Annotated in this window: 16 protein-coding genes; 6 read left to right on the top strand and 10 right to left on the bottom strand. The window is 63.4% G+C overall.

Annotated features, from left to right (window positions below):
- Positions 1-156 precede the first annotated feature (156 nt).
- The 3 genes from EN853_RS03900 to EN853_RS03890 form a co-directional block, all read right to left on the bottom strand.
- Positions 157-1,251: an acyltransferase gene (locus EN853_RS03900; RefSeq protein WP_127857949.1), complete on the bottom strand. Its 1,095-nt coding sequence runs from the start codon at positions 1,249-1,251 to the stop codon at positions 157-159.
- Positions 1,252-1,369: 118 nt separating this feature from the next.
- The gene (locus tag EN853_RS03895; RefSeq protein ID WP_245516805.1) at positions 1,370-2,560 is read right to left on the bottom strand and encodes a polysaccharide biosynthesis/export family protein; all 1,191 of its coding nucleotides are present in this window, start codon (positions 2,558-2,560) and stop codon (positions 1,370-1,372) included.
- Between the two features lie 173 nt (positions 2,561-2,733).
- The gene (locus tag EN853_RS03890; RefSeq protein ID WP_127857948.1) at positions 2,734-3,411 is read right to left on the bottom strand and encodes a sugar transferase; all 678 of its coding nucleotides are present in this window, start codon (positions 3,409-3,411) and stop codon (positions 2,734-2,736) included.
- A gap of 607 nt (positions 3,412-4,018) precedes the next feature.
- On the opposite strand from EN853_RS03890, the gene EN853_RS03885 reads away from it, so the two are divergent.
- A complete protein-coding gene (locus EN853_RS03885) occupies positions 4,019-4,285 on the top strand; it encodes an exopolysaccharide production repressor protein (protein ID WP_127857947.1) in 267 nt (88 codons plus the stop codon).
- On the opposite strand, the gene EN853_RS03880 is transcribed toward EN853_RS03885, so the two are convergent.
- The 7 genes from EN853_RS03880 to EN853_RS03850 form a co-directional block, all read right to left on the bottom strand.
- Positions 4,256-6,154 (bottom strand): ABC transporter ATP-binding protein, encoded by a 1,899-nt coding sequence (locus EN853_RS03880; RefSeq protein ID WP_127857946.1) that lies wholly within the window; start codon positions 6,152-6,154, stop codon positions 4,256-4,258. The genes EN853_RS03885 and EN853_RS03880 overlap by 30 nt on opposite strands.
- An 8-nt stretch (positions 6,155-6,162) precedes the next feature.
- Entirely contained in the window at positions 6,163-7,152 is a 990-nt protein-coding gene (locus tag EN853_RS03875) for a serine kinase (protein ID WP_127857945.1), read from the bottom strand.
- Entirely contained in the window at positions 7,149-9,068 is a 1,920-nt protein-coding gene (locus tag EN853_RS03870) for a lasso peptide isopeptide bond-forming cyclase (RefSeq protein ID WP_127857944.1), read from the bottom strand. The genes EN853_RS03875 and EN853_RS03870 overlap by 4 nt, the downstream gene beginning before the upstream one ends.
- A gap of 2 nt (positions 9,069-9,070) precedes the next feature.
- Positions 9,071-9,445 (bottom strand): lasso peptide biosynthesis B2 protein, encoded by a 375-nt coding sequence (locus tag EN853_RS03865; protein ID WP_127857943.1) that lies wholly within the window; start codon positions 9,443-9,445, stop codon positions 9,071-9,073.
- 25 nt (positions 9,446-9,470) lie between these two features.
- Positions 9,471-9,770, bottom strand: coding sequence for a PqqD family protein (locus EN853_RS03860; protein WP_127857942.1), 300 nt, complete (start codon positions 9,768-9,770; stop codon positions 9,471-9,473).
- A 158-nt stretch (positions 9,771-9,928) separates the two neighbouring features.
- Positions 9,929-10,081, bottom strand: coding sequence for a lasso peptide (locus tag EN853_RS03855; RefSeq protein WP_127857941.1), 153 nt, complete (start codon positions 10,079-10,081; stop codon positions 9,929-9,931).
- A gap of 118 nt (positions 10,082-10,199) precedes the next feature.
- Entirely contained in the window at positions 10,200-10,574 is a 375-nt protein-coding gene (locus EN853_RS03850; protein ID WP_127857940.1) for a hypothetical protein, read from the bottom strand.
- A gap of 5 nt (positions 10,575-10,579) precedes the next feature.
- Here EN853_RS03850 and EN853_RS03845 point away from each other — a divergent pair, with 5 nt between their 5' ends.
- From EN853_RS03845 to EN853_RS03825, 5 genes are all read left to right on the top strand, one after another.
- Positions 10,580-11,737 (top strand): nucleotidyltransferase family protein, encoded by a 1,158-nt coding sequence (locus EN853_RS03845; protein WP_127857939.1) that lies wholly within the window; start codon positions 10,580-10,582, stop codon positions 11,735-11,737.
- A gap of 61 nt (positions 11,738-11,798) precedes the next feature.
- On the top strand, positions 11,799-12,815 hold the full coding sequence (locus EN853_RS03840) for a glycosyltransferase family 2 protein (protein ID WP_127857938.1): 1,017 nt from the start codon (positions 11,799-11,801) through the stop codon (positions 12,813-12,815).
- Between the two features lie 126 nt (positions 12,816-12,941).
- Entirely contained in the window at positions 12,942-13,322 is a 381-nt protein-coding gene (locus EN853_RS03835; RefSeq protein ID WP_127857937.1) for a hypothetical protein, read from the top strand.
- 280 nt (positions 13,323-13,602) lie between these two features.
- On the top strand, positions 13,603-14,316 hold the full coding sequence (locus tag EN853_RS03830; RefSeq protein WP_245516813.1) for a family 16 glycosylhydrolase: 714 nt from the start codon (positions 13,603-13,605) through the stop codon (positions 14,314-14,316).
- A gap of 174 nt (positions 14,317-14,490) precedes the next feature.
- Positions 14,491-15,822: a UDP-glucose/GDP-mannose dehydrogenase family protein gene (locus tag EN853_RS03825; protein ID WP_127857935.1), complete on the top strand. Its 1,332-nt coding sequence runs from the start codon at positions 14,491-14,493 to the stop codon at positions 15,820-15,822.
- The last annotated feature ends 63 nt before the right edge of the window (positions 15,823-15,885 follow it).

Genomic DNA, 15,885 nt, shown 5'->3' with positions numbered 1-15,885 from the left:
GGCTCAACTCGGCCATCTCAGTGCTCCTGTTCCAAGATTGCGCTTCAACAGCCGCAATCCTTCAAAACAGAAGCCTCAACCGCAAACCGACCCGCCAAATGCCGCGTCAGCGGCTTCGTTCAATCCCTCTTCGATTCTGTCAAAAGCTGAACCGCTCTAGGCCACGGCCCGCGAGCGCGGCATCTGCCGCTGCAGGAAGCGGCGCACCGGCTCGTCATAGATGCGGGTGGCGATGTCGGCGATGACGATGACTGCGACCGCCATCAGAATGCCGAACCAGGGATGGTGCGCGAACGGGTCGACTGACACCGCCTTGCCGGCTCCGGCAATGATCATCAGCATCGGGGTGTGGATGATGTAGATCGGGTAGGAGATCCGCCCCAGCCAGCCATAGAAGCTTGCCAGTCTCGGCGCGGTCGGCGCCACGGCGCCGGTCACCACCATGATCGGGAAGACGATCGCCACGCAGGCAAGGTCGTAAGCGACGCGCCCGGCCGCACCCGCGGGCGCGATGGCGAAGACGATCAGCGTGAGCAGGATCGCGGCCTCGACCCACCAGCCGCGCCGCAGGAAGCCGAGACTGCCCTGGTAGCCCGCCATCGACCGGCACAGCAGCACGCCCAGGAAGAAGGAGAACGAAACGCGCGGCAGCCCACTGACGATGGTCGTGCCGGTCATGCCGAAATCGAGCGTGCCTGCGATCACCGAGGCGATGACAAGGAATGCCAGGCTGACAGCGATCAGCGCCGTTAGCACGCGTCGCGACAGCAGGAAGAAGACGGCGACATAGGCGATGTTGACGATAAGCTCGAAGAAGAGCGACCACGAGGCGGGATTGAGCGGAAAGATGGTGTGATAGGCATCGCTCACCAGCGGAATGAAGAACATGCCGGTCGTCAGCTGCGTGCCGATTTCGGACAGCGGCATATATTCGGCCGGTATAAGCCTGTTCTTGACCAGCAGGTAGAAGAAGCCGAGCAGCGTGCCGGCGAGGTAGAGCGGATAAAGCCTGATCAGGCGGATGGCCACGAAGGTGCCAAAACCCATGCCGTTCTCGATCTTGCGGTCATAGGCATGGGCGATGACGAAGCCGCTGAGCAGGAAGAACAGGTCGACCGCGAGATAGCTCGACGGCAGCACCTTGCCGTCGGCGAGGAACGGCGAGAAGTGGTAGAGCATCACGCTGATCGCGGCCACGCCGCGGATGGCGTCGAGGTTGAGGTAGACGTGACGCGGGGCGGCGGGCTGCATTCTATGCCTTCAAGCGGTCCAAACAGATCGCCCGCCCGCGCCTTGGCGCGAACGAGCCTGACGTGTTCCTCCCGCCTCTGGGCCGGGCCGCGCTGAAGCGAAGCCCTAGCCTGCGGCGCTACTGGCTGGCGGTCGGTGCCAGCTTGACCTTGATCACGTCGCCGGGGAGCACCGGCGTATCTTCCTTGGCCTCGACCTCGCTGGTCTTGCCATTGGCAACGCGCAGCAGCGAGTAAAGCAGGGTCGGCTCCTCGCTGCCGGTCATGGAAGCCATCGTCGCGGGGTCCGACGCCTGGGCGATCAGGCCCTTCTGCATGGCTGTCCTCAGCGTTGCCTCGTTCAGGTCGGCTTCGACCTGCTGCCGGCTTGCGGCCAGGTTGGAGCTAAGCGTGTTGCGGGCATCGATCGCGTCCTGCTCGGCCTTGCTGATCGACTGCTTGGCGGTGAGGATCGCCGTCTCATAGTCCAGGATCTTGCCCTGCAGGTCGGCCACCGACTGCTTCGAGTCAAGCAGCCGCGCGTTGGCGACCAGGCCTTTCTGCGCCAGCGGGCCGATGCTGGTGAGCTGCTGCTGCGCCAGATCCACCTGCTGCTGCTGGTTGGCAATTTTCTTCTGCAGCGATTCAATTTCTCCCTGCAGAACGCCTTTCAGGTCGTCGAGCGCGTCCAACTTCAGCTTCAGCGCCTTTTGGTCGGCCGTGAGAATCTGCATTTCGTCGGCGGCAATCGCCTGCACTCTCGGGTCGCCCTCCACCTCCTTCGGGACCTCGAAGCTCGTCTTGTCGGCGAGTTCCGCGTCGATGCGGGCGCGCTTGACGATCAGCCGCAGGCGCTGGTCGTCATAGATGTCGTAGCTGCCCTTGGCGGTGACGAGGTCCTTGCCGAGCTGGGGGCCGTAGTCGGCACTGCGCCGAATGCCGCCGGCGATGCTCACCGCCTTCAGCACGGTCAGGTCCGGCACATAGGGAAACTGGCCGGGATTCTGCACTTCGCCCGAAATGTAGAATGGCCGGAACTGCGCCATTTCGACCGAGGCTTCGGGCTTGTCGGGCAGCGCTAGCTTACGCTGCAGCGCTAGTCCTATCGCCGTCGCGATTTCCGACGTCGTCTTGCCGGCCGCCTGCATCTCGCCGACGAACGGCACCGAGAGCGTGCCGGCGGGCCCGACCGAATAGTCGCCATTGATCGCCGACCAGTCGCGGAACGTGCCGTCGACCGTCTGCCATTCGGCGACGCGGATGTTGAGTTTGTCCTGCGGACCGAGACGATAGTCTTCGGCCGCCGCCATCTGCGGCGTAAGCAGAGACATTGCAAGCGCCGCAGCCGCGAACCGGCTGGGCGCCCTGGAAAGAAGACTGCTGGCGAAAGACAGTCCGAAGAGGTGGTTTTTCAAATGAACGTTTCCGATCCGCTTTGGCCCCATCCGCCCGATGAGATCACTGCCGGATGCCTGCCCCGGGTTCGGCGGGGCAGGCCCGTCGGTCAATAGCTGCCGCGCGACATCCACACGGCAGGCACGGTCTTCACGATGATGCGAATATCTTCGACCATCGACCAGTTTTCGACATAGTGGCGATCGAAAGCAACCCGCGTATCGTAGGATACGTCGTTGCGCCCACTCACCTGCCACAGCCCGGTGAGACCCGGGCGCGACTTCAGATAGTAGACGGCTGCACTGCCGTAGATCTCGAGTTCGTCACGCACCACGGGGCGCGGTCCGACGAGGCTCATGTCGCCCTGCAGGATGTTGATGATCTGCGGCAGTTCGTCGAGGCTGAGCTTCCTCAGCACCTGGCCGACGCGCGTGACACGCGGATCGTTCTTCAGCTTGCGCGTCGCCGCCCATTCGGCAGCGGCGTCCGGATTGGCGGCGAGATGCGCGGCCAGCACCTTCTCGCCGTCCTGCACCATGGTGCGGAATTTGAGGCAGGCGAAAATCCTTCCGCCACGGCCGATTCGCTTGTGGCCGTAGAAGATCGAACCGCCGTCGGAAAGCTTGACCAGCAGCGCGACCATCAGGAAGAGCGGGCTGAGCAGTACCAGACCCGCCAGGGAACCGACGATATCGAAACTGCGTTTGAGCAGACCGCCGATGGGGGGTGGAAAATCAATGCCGGCATGCGCAAAACCCGCATTGGCCGACTTGGCGACGTCCCTCATGCAAAAGCTCCATACGTTGAACGGATGGTTTACGGCAAGATATCAAAAAAATGCTGCAGCGCAACACACAATTTCCCATCAACGTGAAATGTTCGCGTCATGAATTGACTAAATAATAAACCTGCCATGCCCAAATTTTCGCCTTTGTGGCATGTTTATGACAAGGTGAGAGACATTTCGGTAAATGTAGTGCGGATTCTGGGCTGTTTTTGGGCAGCGCATTCTTTGCCGCAGACGAGCGGCGGTTGCATGTCGCGAGAATCACTCGCTCCGGTAAGTTCTCCGCGTAAAATACTAATTAATGCTTTGCGTTCTACTACCGAGGGTTTCGTTGTGGTGAATAGGTGGCGATGCCGGAGTGTGCGTCGCAGCATGGTAGAGTCGATCCCGCAAAACCATTGGAAATCTCCTGTGCCTGGCCTTGCCGCGAAGGTCTCGCCTTAATAGAGTCGCAAACTGTTTCTGTCATAGTCTGGATGGGTCAGGAAGGCCGGAAGCAACCGGCCGAATTGGGCAGCCAGAAATAGCTCTTTGGCGGAACGGGGAGTTACGCGGGTGGGTAAGTCACAGCTTTTGCATGCTCGTGTCGGTTGATGGGCCGACGAGCATGTCTCTGCCAAAATTCATCGTCGGGATGATATTCGCGCTCGCGATCGTGGTCGGCTGGTCCTATTTCGACGACGCATCGCTTGGTACCATCATCATGCGTGCCGTCATCTGCGCCGTCGTCATTCAGGTGGGCTATTTCCTCTTGATCTACGCCATGATTGCTAGGAGCAGTCCGACCTCCGCCGCGAAGACCCACGAGGTCGACCGCGGCATCAAGGTGGCCGAGGGCGAGAGGCTAACCGCCAGGCGCGGCAGCCTCCGCTGACCTTCCAGGCGGTCCCGGGGCCGGAGCATTGTCGACCGGTGTTGCGGTTTCCCTTTCGGCCTGCTCGCCGGAAAGCATCCTGGCCAGCCGGCTGCCGGACTTTGCCTTCAGCCGCTGGTATTGCCCGACCTCGACGATGCGCCCGCTCTCGATGGCCACGACCCAGTCGGCGAAAGCGATCATCGACGGCCGGTGCGCGATGGTCAGGATCGTCATCTGGCCACGCAGGTCTTCGATCGATTGGGCGATCAGCGACTGATTCTGCCAGTCGAGCGCGCTCGTCGCCTCGTCGAGGATGAGCAGCGACGGCTTGCGCAACAGCGCCCGCGCCAGCGCGATGCGCTGGCGTTCGCCGCCCGAGAGCCGGACGCCGCGATCGCCCACCATCGTTTCCAGCCGCAGGTCGAGCCGCTCCACGAAGTCGGCCGCATGCGCCTTGCGCAGCGCCGCCCAAAGCGCCTCATCGCCGGCGTGCGGCGCCGCCAGGCGCAGATTGGCGCCAATCGTGTCATGCAGCAGGAACACGTCCTGCGGCACGTAGGCCACCTGCTCGCGCCAGGCCCTGCGGTTCTTGGCGGTGATCTCGACGCCGTCCACCAGGAGCCTGCCCTGCGTCGGCTCGAGCAGCCCAAGCAGCATGTCGGCGATCGTGCTCTTGCCCGAGCCGGACGGACCGATCAGCGCCGTCACCTTGCCGGCGGGAAGGCCGAAGGTGATGCCGCCGACCACCGGTCTTCCGTCGCCGTCCCCATAGGCGAACGAGACGTCGCGGATGTTGAGGCTGGTGTCGAGCGAAAGCCTGGCGTCAAGTCCGGCATCGCCGGGCTCCGTCTCGCGCTCGGCGTCGAAACGCGCCTGCAGGGCCTGCATGGCCGTGTATGCCGGCAGGTTGATCAGCACCTGCTGCGCCTGCGTCTGCATGTCCATGAAGCGCGGCGCCACCCGCATGAAGACCAGAAGCAGCACGACGATTTCCGCAAGCGACAGGTGGAAGCGCACCAGCGCGATGTAGATGAACAGGCTGAGCCCGATCACGCTCGCCACCTGGAACAGCGCGGTGCCGATGGTGCTGTTGCGGACATAGGCTATGTTGTCCGCCTTCATCTTCTCCAGCGTCGCGCGCAGTTGCGTGAAATAGCTGGCCTCGACATTCAGGCTCTTGGCCACCTTGATGCCGCCAAGGAACTCCGAAACCGTGCGGTACTGGTCCTGGCGGCTACTGGTCAGCACGCGGCCATAGGCGGTGGCGCGCGCACGGAAGGGCTGCAGGGCGATCAGCACGAGGGCGCCGATGAGGATGGCGAAGGACGTCATCACCGGTGAGATGAACAGCGACACTGCCAGGTAGCCGGCAAGCAGCAGCGCTGTCTGGGCGAACATCAGCAGCGAGAAGGCGGCCGCCTGCACCCTGTCGATGTCACCGGTCAGCGCGTGGTCGAGATCGGAGCTGCGCATGCGGGTGAAGACGCCCCAGCGCGCCTTGCCGATGCTCTCGAAGAGGTTCATGCGCATGCGGTTGACGAAATCGTAGAGCAGCCGCGCCATGTAGAGCGACTTGAAGCGGTTGAACGTCGCCTGCAGCACCACCAGCGCGACCAGCAGGCAGAGCACCGTCGCCAGCGACAGCGTGCCGCCGGGCGCCAGCCAGCGCAGGGCGCCCGGGACCCGCACGGCGAAATCCTGGTCGGCATTGCCGATCAGATGCAGGAGCGGGATGAGCAGCAGGATCGAGAGGCCCTCGGTCAGGCTTCCCAGGATCAGGAAGGCCAGCGCCGTCAGCGTGCGCTGGCCGCCGATATGCGCCATCACGCCGCCGAAGCCGGCGACATCCCGCAAAAGCGGCAGACGAAGTTTTGAGGACCAGCCCATGCCTCTCATCACCTTGCTTGCGCGCCGGCCGCCAGATCGTGCTCGATCAGGGCCACGGCCTCGGCGATCCGCTCCAGTCCTGCCGGTACTTCGAGGCGGCAGACGCCAACCTTGGCGGCGAGCTCCGCGCATTGGCTGAGATGGGTGGAGGCGAAATCGCCAACCAGCGCCTGCCGGCCAAACCGCGTGACGTAGGAGAACTTGATGATCGCCGGCAGGGCGCCGGCGCCCGGCAGCGGCGTGATCGCCGCGCGCACGCCACGTTCCAGCACATAGATCCGGGCCGCTGGCACGGCTTCGCCGGAAAATCCGTCTTGCAAACGATGCTGCGCCTTCTCGATCTGCGGATGCACCTGCGGCCGTACCTCCGCATGTCCGATCCTGATGGCGTCGGCGGCATCCGCTGCAAGCTTGAGCTGCGGAAAACCCGGCAGGATCATCGGCCGTGAGGGATTGGACAGGTCCAGCGCCACAACATCGTCGGTAAGCAGAAGATGACCGGCGCGGATCATCGCGCCCGCCGTGGTCGACTTGCCGGCGCCCTTGTCGCCCATGAAGATCGCGCTTTGGCCGCCCACCGCGATGGCGCTGGCATGCAGGATGAGCAGACGGCGCTGATGCAAGAGCAGCGCCAGCACCGGGCCTAGGAGCGGGAAGGCGAGCAGCGGATCGTCGATGCCCTGCGCCGGATCGACATCGATCCTCGCGGCGTCGCTGATCAGGAAGGTGCCGACGGCTTGCCAGGACAGATATTGGCGCGTCGGCTCGAAACGAAAGGCGGTTCCGCCTTCCGTTGCGGGCCTGGGAAAGTCGACCGGCCCGACCGCGATCACGATGTCGGGCACCGTGGGCACGCCCGGCTGCAGTTCCGGCAATGCCACCTCCGAGCTGATCGTCAGGCCATAGGCCTTGTAGAAGCGGCGAACGCGCCTGCCGCGATCGTCGGGTCCGGCATCGGGTTCCGGCGCGGCAGCGAGCGGAGCGATTGAAACGTTCATGCAAGGCTCCCCGCGGGCTGGATCTGCCGCAGCCAGAGCGCCAGCGAGATCGAGCGCCAGACATGTTGGACATCGGGCAACGTCGCCTGCTCCGGCTGTCGCAGCATGCGGGCATAGACGGCGTTCACTTCGGGCAGGTTGACATAGGGGGCAATCAAGTCGCCGTCCGACACCAGCACCTGGTCCAGGAGGTCGCGATGGTTGCCGAGCATGCCTTTGACAAGATTGCCGGTGAAATCGATCTTGTCGCGCCGCCACTGCACCGCCGGCGGCAGGACGCCCTGCGTGGCGCGGCGCAGCACATGGCGGCCGAAGCCGTCCTTGAGCTTTTCCCCACCGGGCAGAGCCAGGCAAAACTCGACGAGTGGCTTGTCCCAGAAGGGATAACGCGGCTCGACGCCGAAATTGGCGCCGGCCTTGTCGAGAACCTCGAACGCGTGCGGCACCAGTCCGGTGGACAGAAGCCAGCGATGCGTCAGTGCCTCGCTGGCGCTGACATTCCTTGGCATGTAGCCGGTGCGATGGAAGCGCTCGGCAAGGTCAGTGCGCTTGGCAAGCTCCGGATTGACCAGTCCCGCCCAGGCGGCGCGCGGAATCTTGGATGGTCCGCGCCCGAGCCTGCCGAGAAGGCGCCTAGCCATCGTCCGCATCCTGGCGATCCGCCAGGCCGGCCCGTAGATGGTCAGGAACCTGAAATAAAGGGGTAGCATGCCCTCGCCATAGGTGTTGGCGGCGCTGTGCAGCTCGTGCCACAGCTCAAGCCATCTGCCGGCATTGGCGAGTTCATGGAGATGCCCATGGCCCTGCGATACAACCTCGTCTCCGCCATGGCCGTCGAGAAGTACTTTGACTCCCTTGGCGCTCGCGGTGCGGTAGATGCTCCGGGTCAGCGACAGGCCGGGCGCCAGGAACGTCCCCTCCTGCTCCTCCAGGGTGCGCTCGAACTCCGCGAAGGGCGCGTAGTTGCCGACGGCGATCAGTGTGGCATCGAGTTTATGTCGATCCAGCACCGCATCGATGAACGGCTTCTCGTCCATCGACGAGCCCTTGTCGAAGACCAGCGAGAAGGTCTTCAGCTCCGGCCCTTGAGCCGCTGCGACCTGAAGGCCGGCGACGCTGGCGATCGAGGACGAATCGAGGCCGCCGCTCAGCATTGCGCCGACAGCTGGCGTGCCCCGCATCCGGTTTTGCACCGATTGCGCAAAAAGATGCCCAAACTCCTCCGCCGCATCCCGGCGCAGCGGCCGTTGCGAGGGCTCGATCTCCCAGTAGCGACGCAGCACCACTTGGCTGCCCGTCACGGTCAGACAGTGGCGGGCCGGCAGACGGAAGATTTCGCTGTAGGGCGTGGCCTGCGGATCGTCCGGCAGACCGGCGAGGAAGCCAGAAATCTGATACTCGCTGAGGCGCCTGCCGACGCCGTCCAGCGCCAGGATGGGGCCGATCTCGGAGGCGAAGGCAAAGCGCTTGTCGGCGGAATGATAGTAGAAAGGTTTGACGCCAAAATGGTCGCGCGCGCAAAACAGCGCCCGACGCTCGCCGTCCCAGATCGCGAAAGCGAAGTCGCCCTGCAGATAGGTCGGGCAGGCCTCGCCCCATTTGAGATAGGCGCTCATCATAAGCATGCCGTCGGCGATCGACCGGTCGCGGATGCCAAGCTTGGCCAAAAGCTCATCACGATTGTCCAGCCGGCAATCGGCTGTGATGGCGAGCTTGCCGCCGGCCATTCTCAATGGGCCGGGGCCGTCTTCGCCGGTCGTGTCGAGCCAAGCATGGCCAAGCGTCACGCTGCGATCGGACCACCACGAGCTGCCGTCGCGGGCACGGTGGTGCATGCGCGCCAGCATTTGCTGGATATCGTTGGCGGCGGCGGGCCTGCCATCCTCCCTCAACAGAATTCCCGCGACGCCGCTCATCGCTACTGCCCATAATCGATGAGATGGGCAAACCCGTTGATCGAGCCGCCGAGCACGATATGTCTGCCGCTCACCAGCCAGGCGTGCGCCTTGAGTTCCGTGCCCGTCCCACGTTCGATACCGATGCTGATCTTTGAGGTGCTGCCCTGGCAGGCAAGCAGATATTGTCCGGCTAGAGCCTGGGTGAGGCAGCTGGCGCCCGGTACATACCGCGCGGCGGCGGCAACGCCCCATGCGACGCGCCGCAGGTCAGCGATGCTCGCGTCGTTTCTTGCATCCAGCCGTGTCACCAGGCCACGAACGCGGTTGTAGGACGAGAGCGTTAAGGCGAGTCGCACGCCGACGACCGTTGCAAGGCAACGCGCCAGGAACAGCATCTCCTGGCCGCTCAGCGAGCGGAGCCTAGACCAGTTCCTCACGATGGAGCCTCGCAAGCCCTGCCTCGGTCAGACCCTTCAGCAGACCCTCGACATCGGTCCTACAGCGCTCGGCATCGACATCGTAGCGCGTCAGCACGGCGTTTCTTATGTCGAGGATCGACCGCGGCTCCTGGATCAGCTCCCAGATATAAGCGCCGACGCCGTTCAAGCTGTAGTAGATGTTTGACTTCAAATGGAGCAGCGCCAGTCCGTTGCCGAATTCGCAAGCCACCGCATCGCCGGAGGAAACGAAGCTGTCATGGTCCGATGGGTTCCAGTGCATCCTAAAACTCGCTGTTGAACCCCACGCGCCTTCAGGCTCGAACCCGGATCGATCGGTCGCCAGCGACAACCCGGGCAGTTAGCCGGGACATGACCCCCGGCTAACTTAGATGGATTGCGTCCGGAGCCCCAACGTAGACACTCCAGGCGCAAGCAGGTTCAGGAAAACGTAAGGTCGCCGACCGGCGTGTGCGCGGGAAATGCCGCGTCCAGCGCCGTCGTACCAGCGCCGCCCTGCGTGATGGTTTCGATCGAACCGTGAACCGTCAGGCTGGGGGTCTCGTACTCATGCTTCTCAACATTCTGTTCCATTTTACTCTCCAACTGAAGACTGGAAGCGGCGTCAAAATGCCGCCAGCATATTGCTATGCTGCGTTGCAATTGCTGCATAGCAGCATTTATGAGTCAAGCCTGATTTACTGGGGGTTAATCAATTCTTGGTTGCGGGCGCCATTTGCATTGACCAAATAGTAGGCATTCCGATCTTGGGCGCGCCTCGCGCGGGAATTCGGCGCCGGATATTTGCCGTATAAATAAGTATATGATTTAATTGTGATAATTTTTCGAGCGCCGATGCTTGGTTCGTATTCGAAAAGCAAATTGCTGCAAAGAATGCTGTTTGTTGCTGCGCGCCGTGGTCGCCAAGGTTGTTTTCAAAAGTGATCGGCCACGTCCCCAATTTGAACGCTGTGGTTGCAAAGGCGATGCCGGGCGCGGCAGCGACTGGACGGCCGCAGAGATTTTGGCGATGTTTTTCTTCGCAGTTGCAGTATAACGGCTGCGGGCGGTTTGCGGAGAACGACATCGGGCATGGCCGTGCGGGACGCTTCTTACGACAGGCTGCGTGCGGCCGGCTGCGCCGACGAAGTCGCCTATGTGCAGGCCTGCCTGCGGCTGTTCTTCAACCCGGCTGCAGGGGAGGTCCAGCATGGCGGCATGCCGGCCCCGGCAGTCTCCGCGGCCGACATTGCCGATATCGCGAGACTGAACAAGGTCGCGGTCTTCGTGCTTAAGGCTCTGGCGCACGGGCCTGCCGGCGCCGCGCCTCCCGGATTGCTCGGGTGGCTCGACAGCTATCGCCGGCGCACCATGTCGATGAACGCCGCCTGCATCGGCGATTCGATCGCCATCGATCGGGTGCTGCGCGACAGGCAGGTCGATTTTGTCTTCCTCAAGGGGCCGCTCCAGCAGCAGTTGCTCTATGGCGATCATTTCATGAAGCCCTCCGGCGACGTCGACATACTCGTTTCGCCTGCCGGTTTCGCGGCCGCCCGCGACGCGCTGCGCTCGGCCGGCTACGAGGTCGCCGGCAAGTCCCGTTCGGTCTGGTGGGTGCGCTTCCTCGGCGAGCAGCATATGGTCCGCGACGACGGCGGGCGGGCCGCGACGGTCGATCTCCATCATCGGCTGCAGCAGCCGGGTTCGCCGAGCCCGCGCGATATTGACGGCTTCCTGCGCCGCAAGCGCGAGGTCACGGTGGCCGGCGCCGCCATGCCCCTGATTTCGGCGTCCGACATGCTCTTGTTGTCCTGCATCAGCGTCGTCAAGGCCTTCTTCAATCGCGAGCCTTGCGCCGGCTATGTGTGCGACGTCAGGGCAGCGGCCAGCCGGCTGAGCGAAGCCGAGCAGCAGATGGTGCTCGACCATGCCGCCGCGCAGGGCCTCGCGGACACGCTGCTGCTTGGTCTGCGCGCTGCCGATGTTCTGCTTGGGGGTGCCGCCACGCTGCTTTCGGATCGCGCCGTCAGGATCCTGGCGCGCATCGACAATGCGGATCTCTTCCACATGGTGATCGCGCCCTGGCTGTCGTCGCTGCGCTGGCCGCAGCGACGCACGGTGCTGTGGGAACTCTGCGGTCGCGAACCGGCGCGCTATCTGGCCGAGGCCAGCTGGGCGGCTTCCGCGGATCTCAGCCGGCGCCTCTTCGAGCGGACGGCCGCCGTCGCGCCGGCGCGGGGCGACGGATGAAGACCGGTTTTGCATTCAAGATCACGGGCGGGCTGTCACTCATGCAATCGAAAGGTGAACCATGCCCGTGACGACCTCCAGGGTCTGCGTCATCATCGCCGCCCGCAACGCGGCGCGGACCATACCGGTCGCCATCGCTTCTGCCTTGCGCGAGGCGGAGGTGGCCGAAGTCGTCGTGATCGACGACGCCTCGACCGACGATACGCAGAATGTGGCCCGTGGCGCCGATGACGGCAGCGGCAGGCTCAAGGTGATGCGTCTCGACGTCAATCGCGGGCCCTCCTTTGCCCGCAACGCTGCGATCAAGGCCTCCACCTCGCCTTTCATCAGCATCCTCGACGCCGACGATTTCTTCCTCGAGGGCCGCTTCCGCAGGCTTTTCGCCAGCGCCGACTGGGATTTCGCTGCCGACAACATCATGCTGATCAGGGATGATGCCGCGACCGACCCCACCAAGGTCGCGGCTCCGTCCTTTGCACCCGAGCCGCAATTCCTCGATTTCGAACGCTTCGTCGATGGCAACATTTCCCGCCGCCGCGTACTGCGCGGCGAACTGGGCTTTCTAAAGCCGGTGATCAGCCGGGCATTCCTCGAGCGCCACGGTCTGAGCTACGACGAAAACCTGCGGCTCGGCGAGGACTACGAGCTCTATGCGCGCGCTGTCGCTTGCGGGGCGCGTTTCAAGGTCATCAAGTCCTGCGGCTACGGCGCGATCGTTCGCGCCGATTCGCTCAGCGGCCGCCACAGGACGCAGGACCTGAAGCTGCTTGCCGATGCCGACCTGGCGCTGTTGGCGCTCAACAACCTTCCTGAAGGCTCGAAGGCCGCCTTGCGGCGCCACGAGCGCCATGTGCGCGACAAATACCGGCTGCGCAATTTCCTCGATGTGAAGGCGGAACGCGGCCTGGCATCGGCCGCCGCCTATGCCTTCGCCAGCCAGTCCAATCTGATCCCGATCGTTCTCGGCGTGGCCGCCGACAAGCTGGAGGCATTGTTGCGCCGCGCCGGCATTGCTGCAAAGCAGCAAGTGCCGCCGACGCGCTTCCTGATGTCGGCAACAAATGCCGCGAACGAATGATCGCACAAGGGCGCCGACGTCGGGGCGATACCCAAAAAAATCCGCTTTCCGAAACTACAAGGTTGCCTACTTGCGCCGAGAATGGCAGTCTATGTTGCGGTGCAGCAATTCCGGAAGGCCGATCGTATGGCTTCGATTTTTGGCTTCAGATCCAGGGAACCGGCCCGCGACCGGCAGACCGACCTCCAGCGTTTCGACCGTCTGGCGAAGCTCTTCGACCAGATCAGCGCCGAGATCGAGGCGGAGAAGGCCGGGCTGGAGAATCGCTATCGGTCGACCGCAGCCAACGCGGCCTTCCTTGTCGAAGCCATGGAGAACGGCTCCGCATCGACAGACAAGTCGTCGGACGTCAGCGCCATGACCGGCGCGATTTTGAACTACGAGCGGCGCATTGCCGAGCTCGCGCGCCAGAAGGGCCTGATGAAGGACCTGCGTCATTCGCTCGACGCTATTGTCGAGGATGGTGCGCAGGCGGCCGGACTGGCGAAGTCGGCGGGACGAGGCTGAACGCTCCGCGGACACTGTCATCGATACGAGACCATAGAGGAGTTCAAAGGGCAGCGGATCGGAAGCGGCGCGCTGGAGGCGAGCCAGGAATGACTTTGGGTTGGGGCGGACAACACAAGGTAAGTTTGTTATGAGCGTATATCCGAACAACACCACAGCGGCGGTGGCTTGCCGCATGCCGCGCGCGCACTCGAACGGGCGGGGCCTTTGGCTCGGCCTGGCAGCTGCGCTGTTCGCGGCTGCGGCCGCTTTTGTCGCGGCTCCGGCGCGGGCCCAGGACATGCAGAGCGCGCCGTCCTTCGTCGACAATTTCTCGAACTTCGATCGTTCGCGCTGGTTCGTGTCCGACGGCTGGAGCAACGGCGCGCACCAGAACTGCATCTGGTCGAAGGACCTTGTCCGGCTCTCCGACGGCGTGCTTTCGCTGGGCTTCGAGAAACGCAAGCTGAAGGACCGCGAGTTCGCTTGCGCCGAGATCCAGACCAAGCAGCGCTTCGGTTACGGCGTCTATGAGGCGCGCATGAAGACCGACACCGGCTCCGGCCTCAACGCCGCCTTCTTCACCTATATCGGGCCGCAGGACAAAAAGCCCTGGGACGAGATCGACTTCGAGGTCCTCACCAAGGATCCGTCGAAGGTCCAGGTGAACAGCTATATCCAGGGCAAGCCGAAGAACGGCAAGCTTGTCGATGTCGAAGGCGGCGCCGACAAGGGCTTCAACGACTACGGCTTCGTCTGGGAGAAGAACCGGCTGCGCTGGTATGTCAACGGCAAGCTGGTCAACGAGGTGACCAATCCGGATGAATTGCCGACCAATCCGCAAAAGATATTCTTCAGCCTGTGGGGCAGCGACAAGCTGACCAGCTGGATGGGCGCCTTCGCCGATCCCGGCCGCGAGGTGTCCATGCAGGTCAAGCGCATAGCTTTTACCGCTTTGGGACAGCCGTGCCAGTTCCCGGAATCGCTGGCATGCAGCATAAATAACAGCAACTAGGGCATGATCCCGGGCCGAAGGTCAGCGCCGGCGAAAAGTGGGAACCGGTTTTTGCGACGCCGGCCTTCGGTTCGGATAAGATCATAGAGAACTAACTGGGCCGATCCGGCCTAGGGGACACCAAGAACCGGCCAGGCCATTTTCGGGCCCGGCCTTGAACAGGAACAGAACCGAATGAACTTGACGGTGTTTGGAATTGGCTATGTCGGTCTCGTCCAGGCCGCGGTGCTCGCGGAGGTCGGGCACGAAGTGGTGTGCGTCGACATCGATGAAGCGAAGGTGGAGCGGCTCAATCAGGGCTTCATCCCGATTTTCGAACCGGGACTGGAAGCTCTCGTTAAAGAGAACCACGCCGCCGGCCGCATCCGTTTCACCACCGACGCCGCCGCCGCGGTCAAGCACGGCCAGATCCAGATGATCGCGGTCGGCACGCCGCCCGGCGAGGACGGCTCGGCCGACCTGAAATACGTGCTCGCCGTCGCCGAGGCTATCGGCCGCGAGATGGAAGAGCCCAAGATCGTCGTCGGCAAATCGACCGTGCCGGTCGGAACCTGCGAGAAGATCAAGCAAAGGATCGCCGAGACGCTGAAGGCGCGCGGCCGTGAGGATCTCCGCTTCGACGTCGCCTCCAACCCGGAATTCCTCAAGGAAGGCTCGGCCGTCGCCGACTGCATGAGGCCGGACCGCATCATCGTCGGCACGTCGAGCGAGGACACCGAGGCGGTGATGCGCGAGCTCTATGCGCCGTTCAACCGCAACCACGAGAAGATGATCGTGATGGACGTGCGCAGCGCCGAGTTCACCAAATATGCTGCCAACTGCATGCTGGCGACCAAGATCAGCTTCATGAACGAGATGGCCAATCTCGCCGAGCAGCTGGGCGCCGACATCGAGGAGGTGCGCAAGGGCATCGGCTCGGATCCGCGCATCGGCTACCACTTCATCTATCCAGGCCTCGGCTATGGCGGGTCCTGTTTCCCGAAGGATGTTCGGGCGCTCATCAAGACCGCCGAGGGCGTCAAGTTCGACGCCAAGCTGCTGCGCGCCGTCGAGGAGCGCAACAATGCGCAGAAATCGGTGCTGTTCGAGAAGGTCAACCGCTACTTCCAGGGCAACCTCAAGGGCAGGACCTTCGCCCTCTGGGGGCTCGCCTTCAAGCCGAATACCGACGACATGCGCGAGGCCCCGTCGCGCACCCTGATGGAGGCGTTGTGGGCCGCCGGCGCCAAGGTGCAGGCCTATGATCCCGAGGCGATGCAGGAATGCCAGGCCATCTACGGACTGCGCGACGACCTTTTGCTCTGCGGCACCAAGGAAGCGGCGCTGCGCGGCGCCGACGCGCTGCTGATCTGCACCGAATGGAAGAGCTTCAGGGCCCCCTCCTTCGACGCGCTCAAGGACGCGCTGACCACGCCGGTCATCTTCGACGGCCGCAATCTCTACGATCCGAAGGTCATCGCGCGCTACGGCATCGAATATCATTCGATCGGCAGGATGGCGGCATGACGGCGTCCGCGGCCAGCTTCCCGCCAGGCGGTTCCGGCGAACGACAATGGGGCCGACAATGAT

Source organism: Mesorhizobium sp. M1C.F.Ca.ET.210.01.1.1 (assembly GCF_004791585.1).
Lineage (GTDB): Bacteria > Pseudomonadota > Alphaproteobacteria > Rhizobiales > Rhizobiaceae > Mesorhizobium.
The sequence above is the reverse complement of the archived record's forward strand: the minus strand, read 5'-3'. Positions and strand labels throughout refer to the sequence as shown.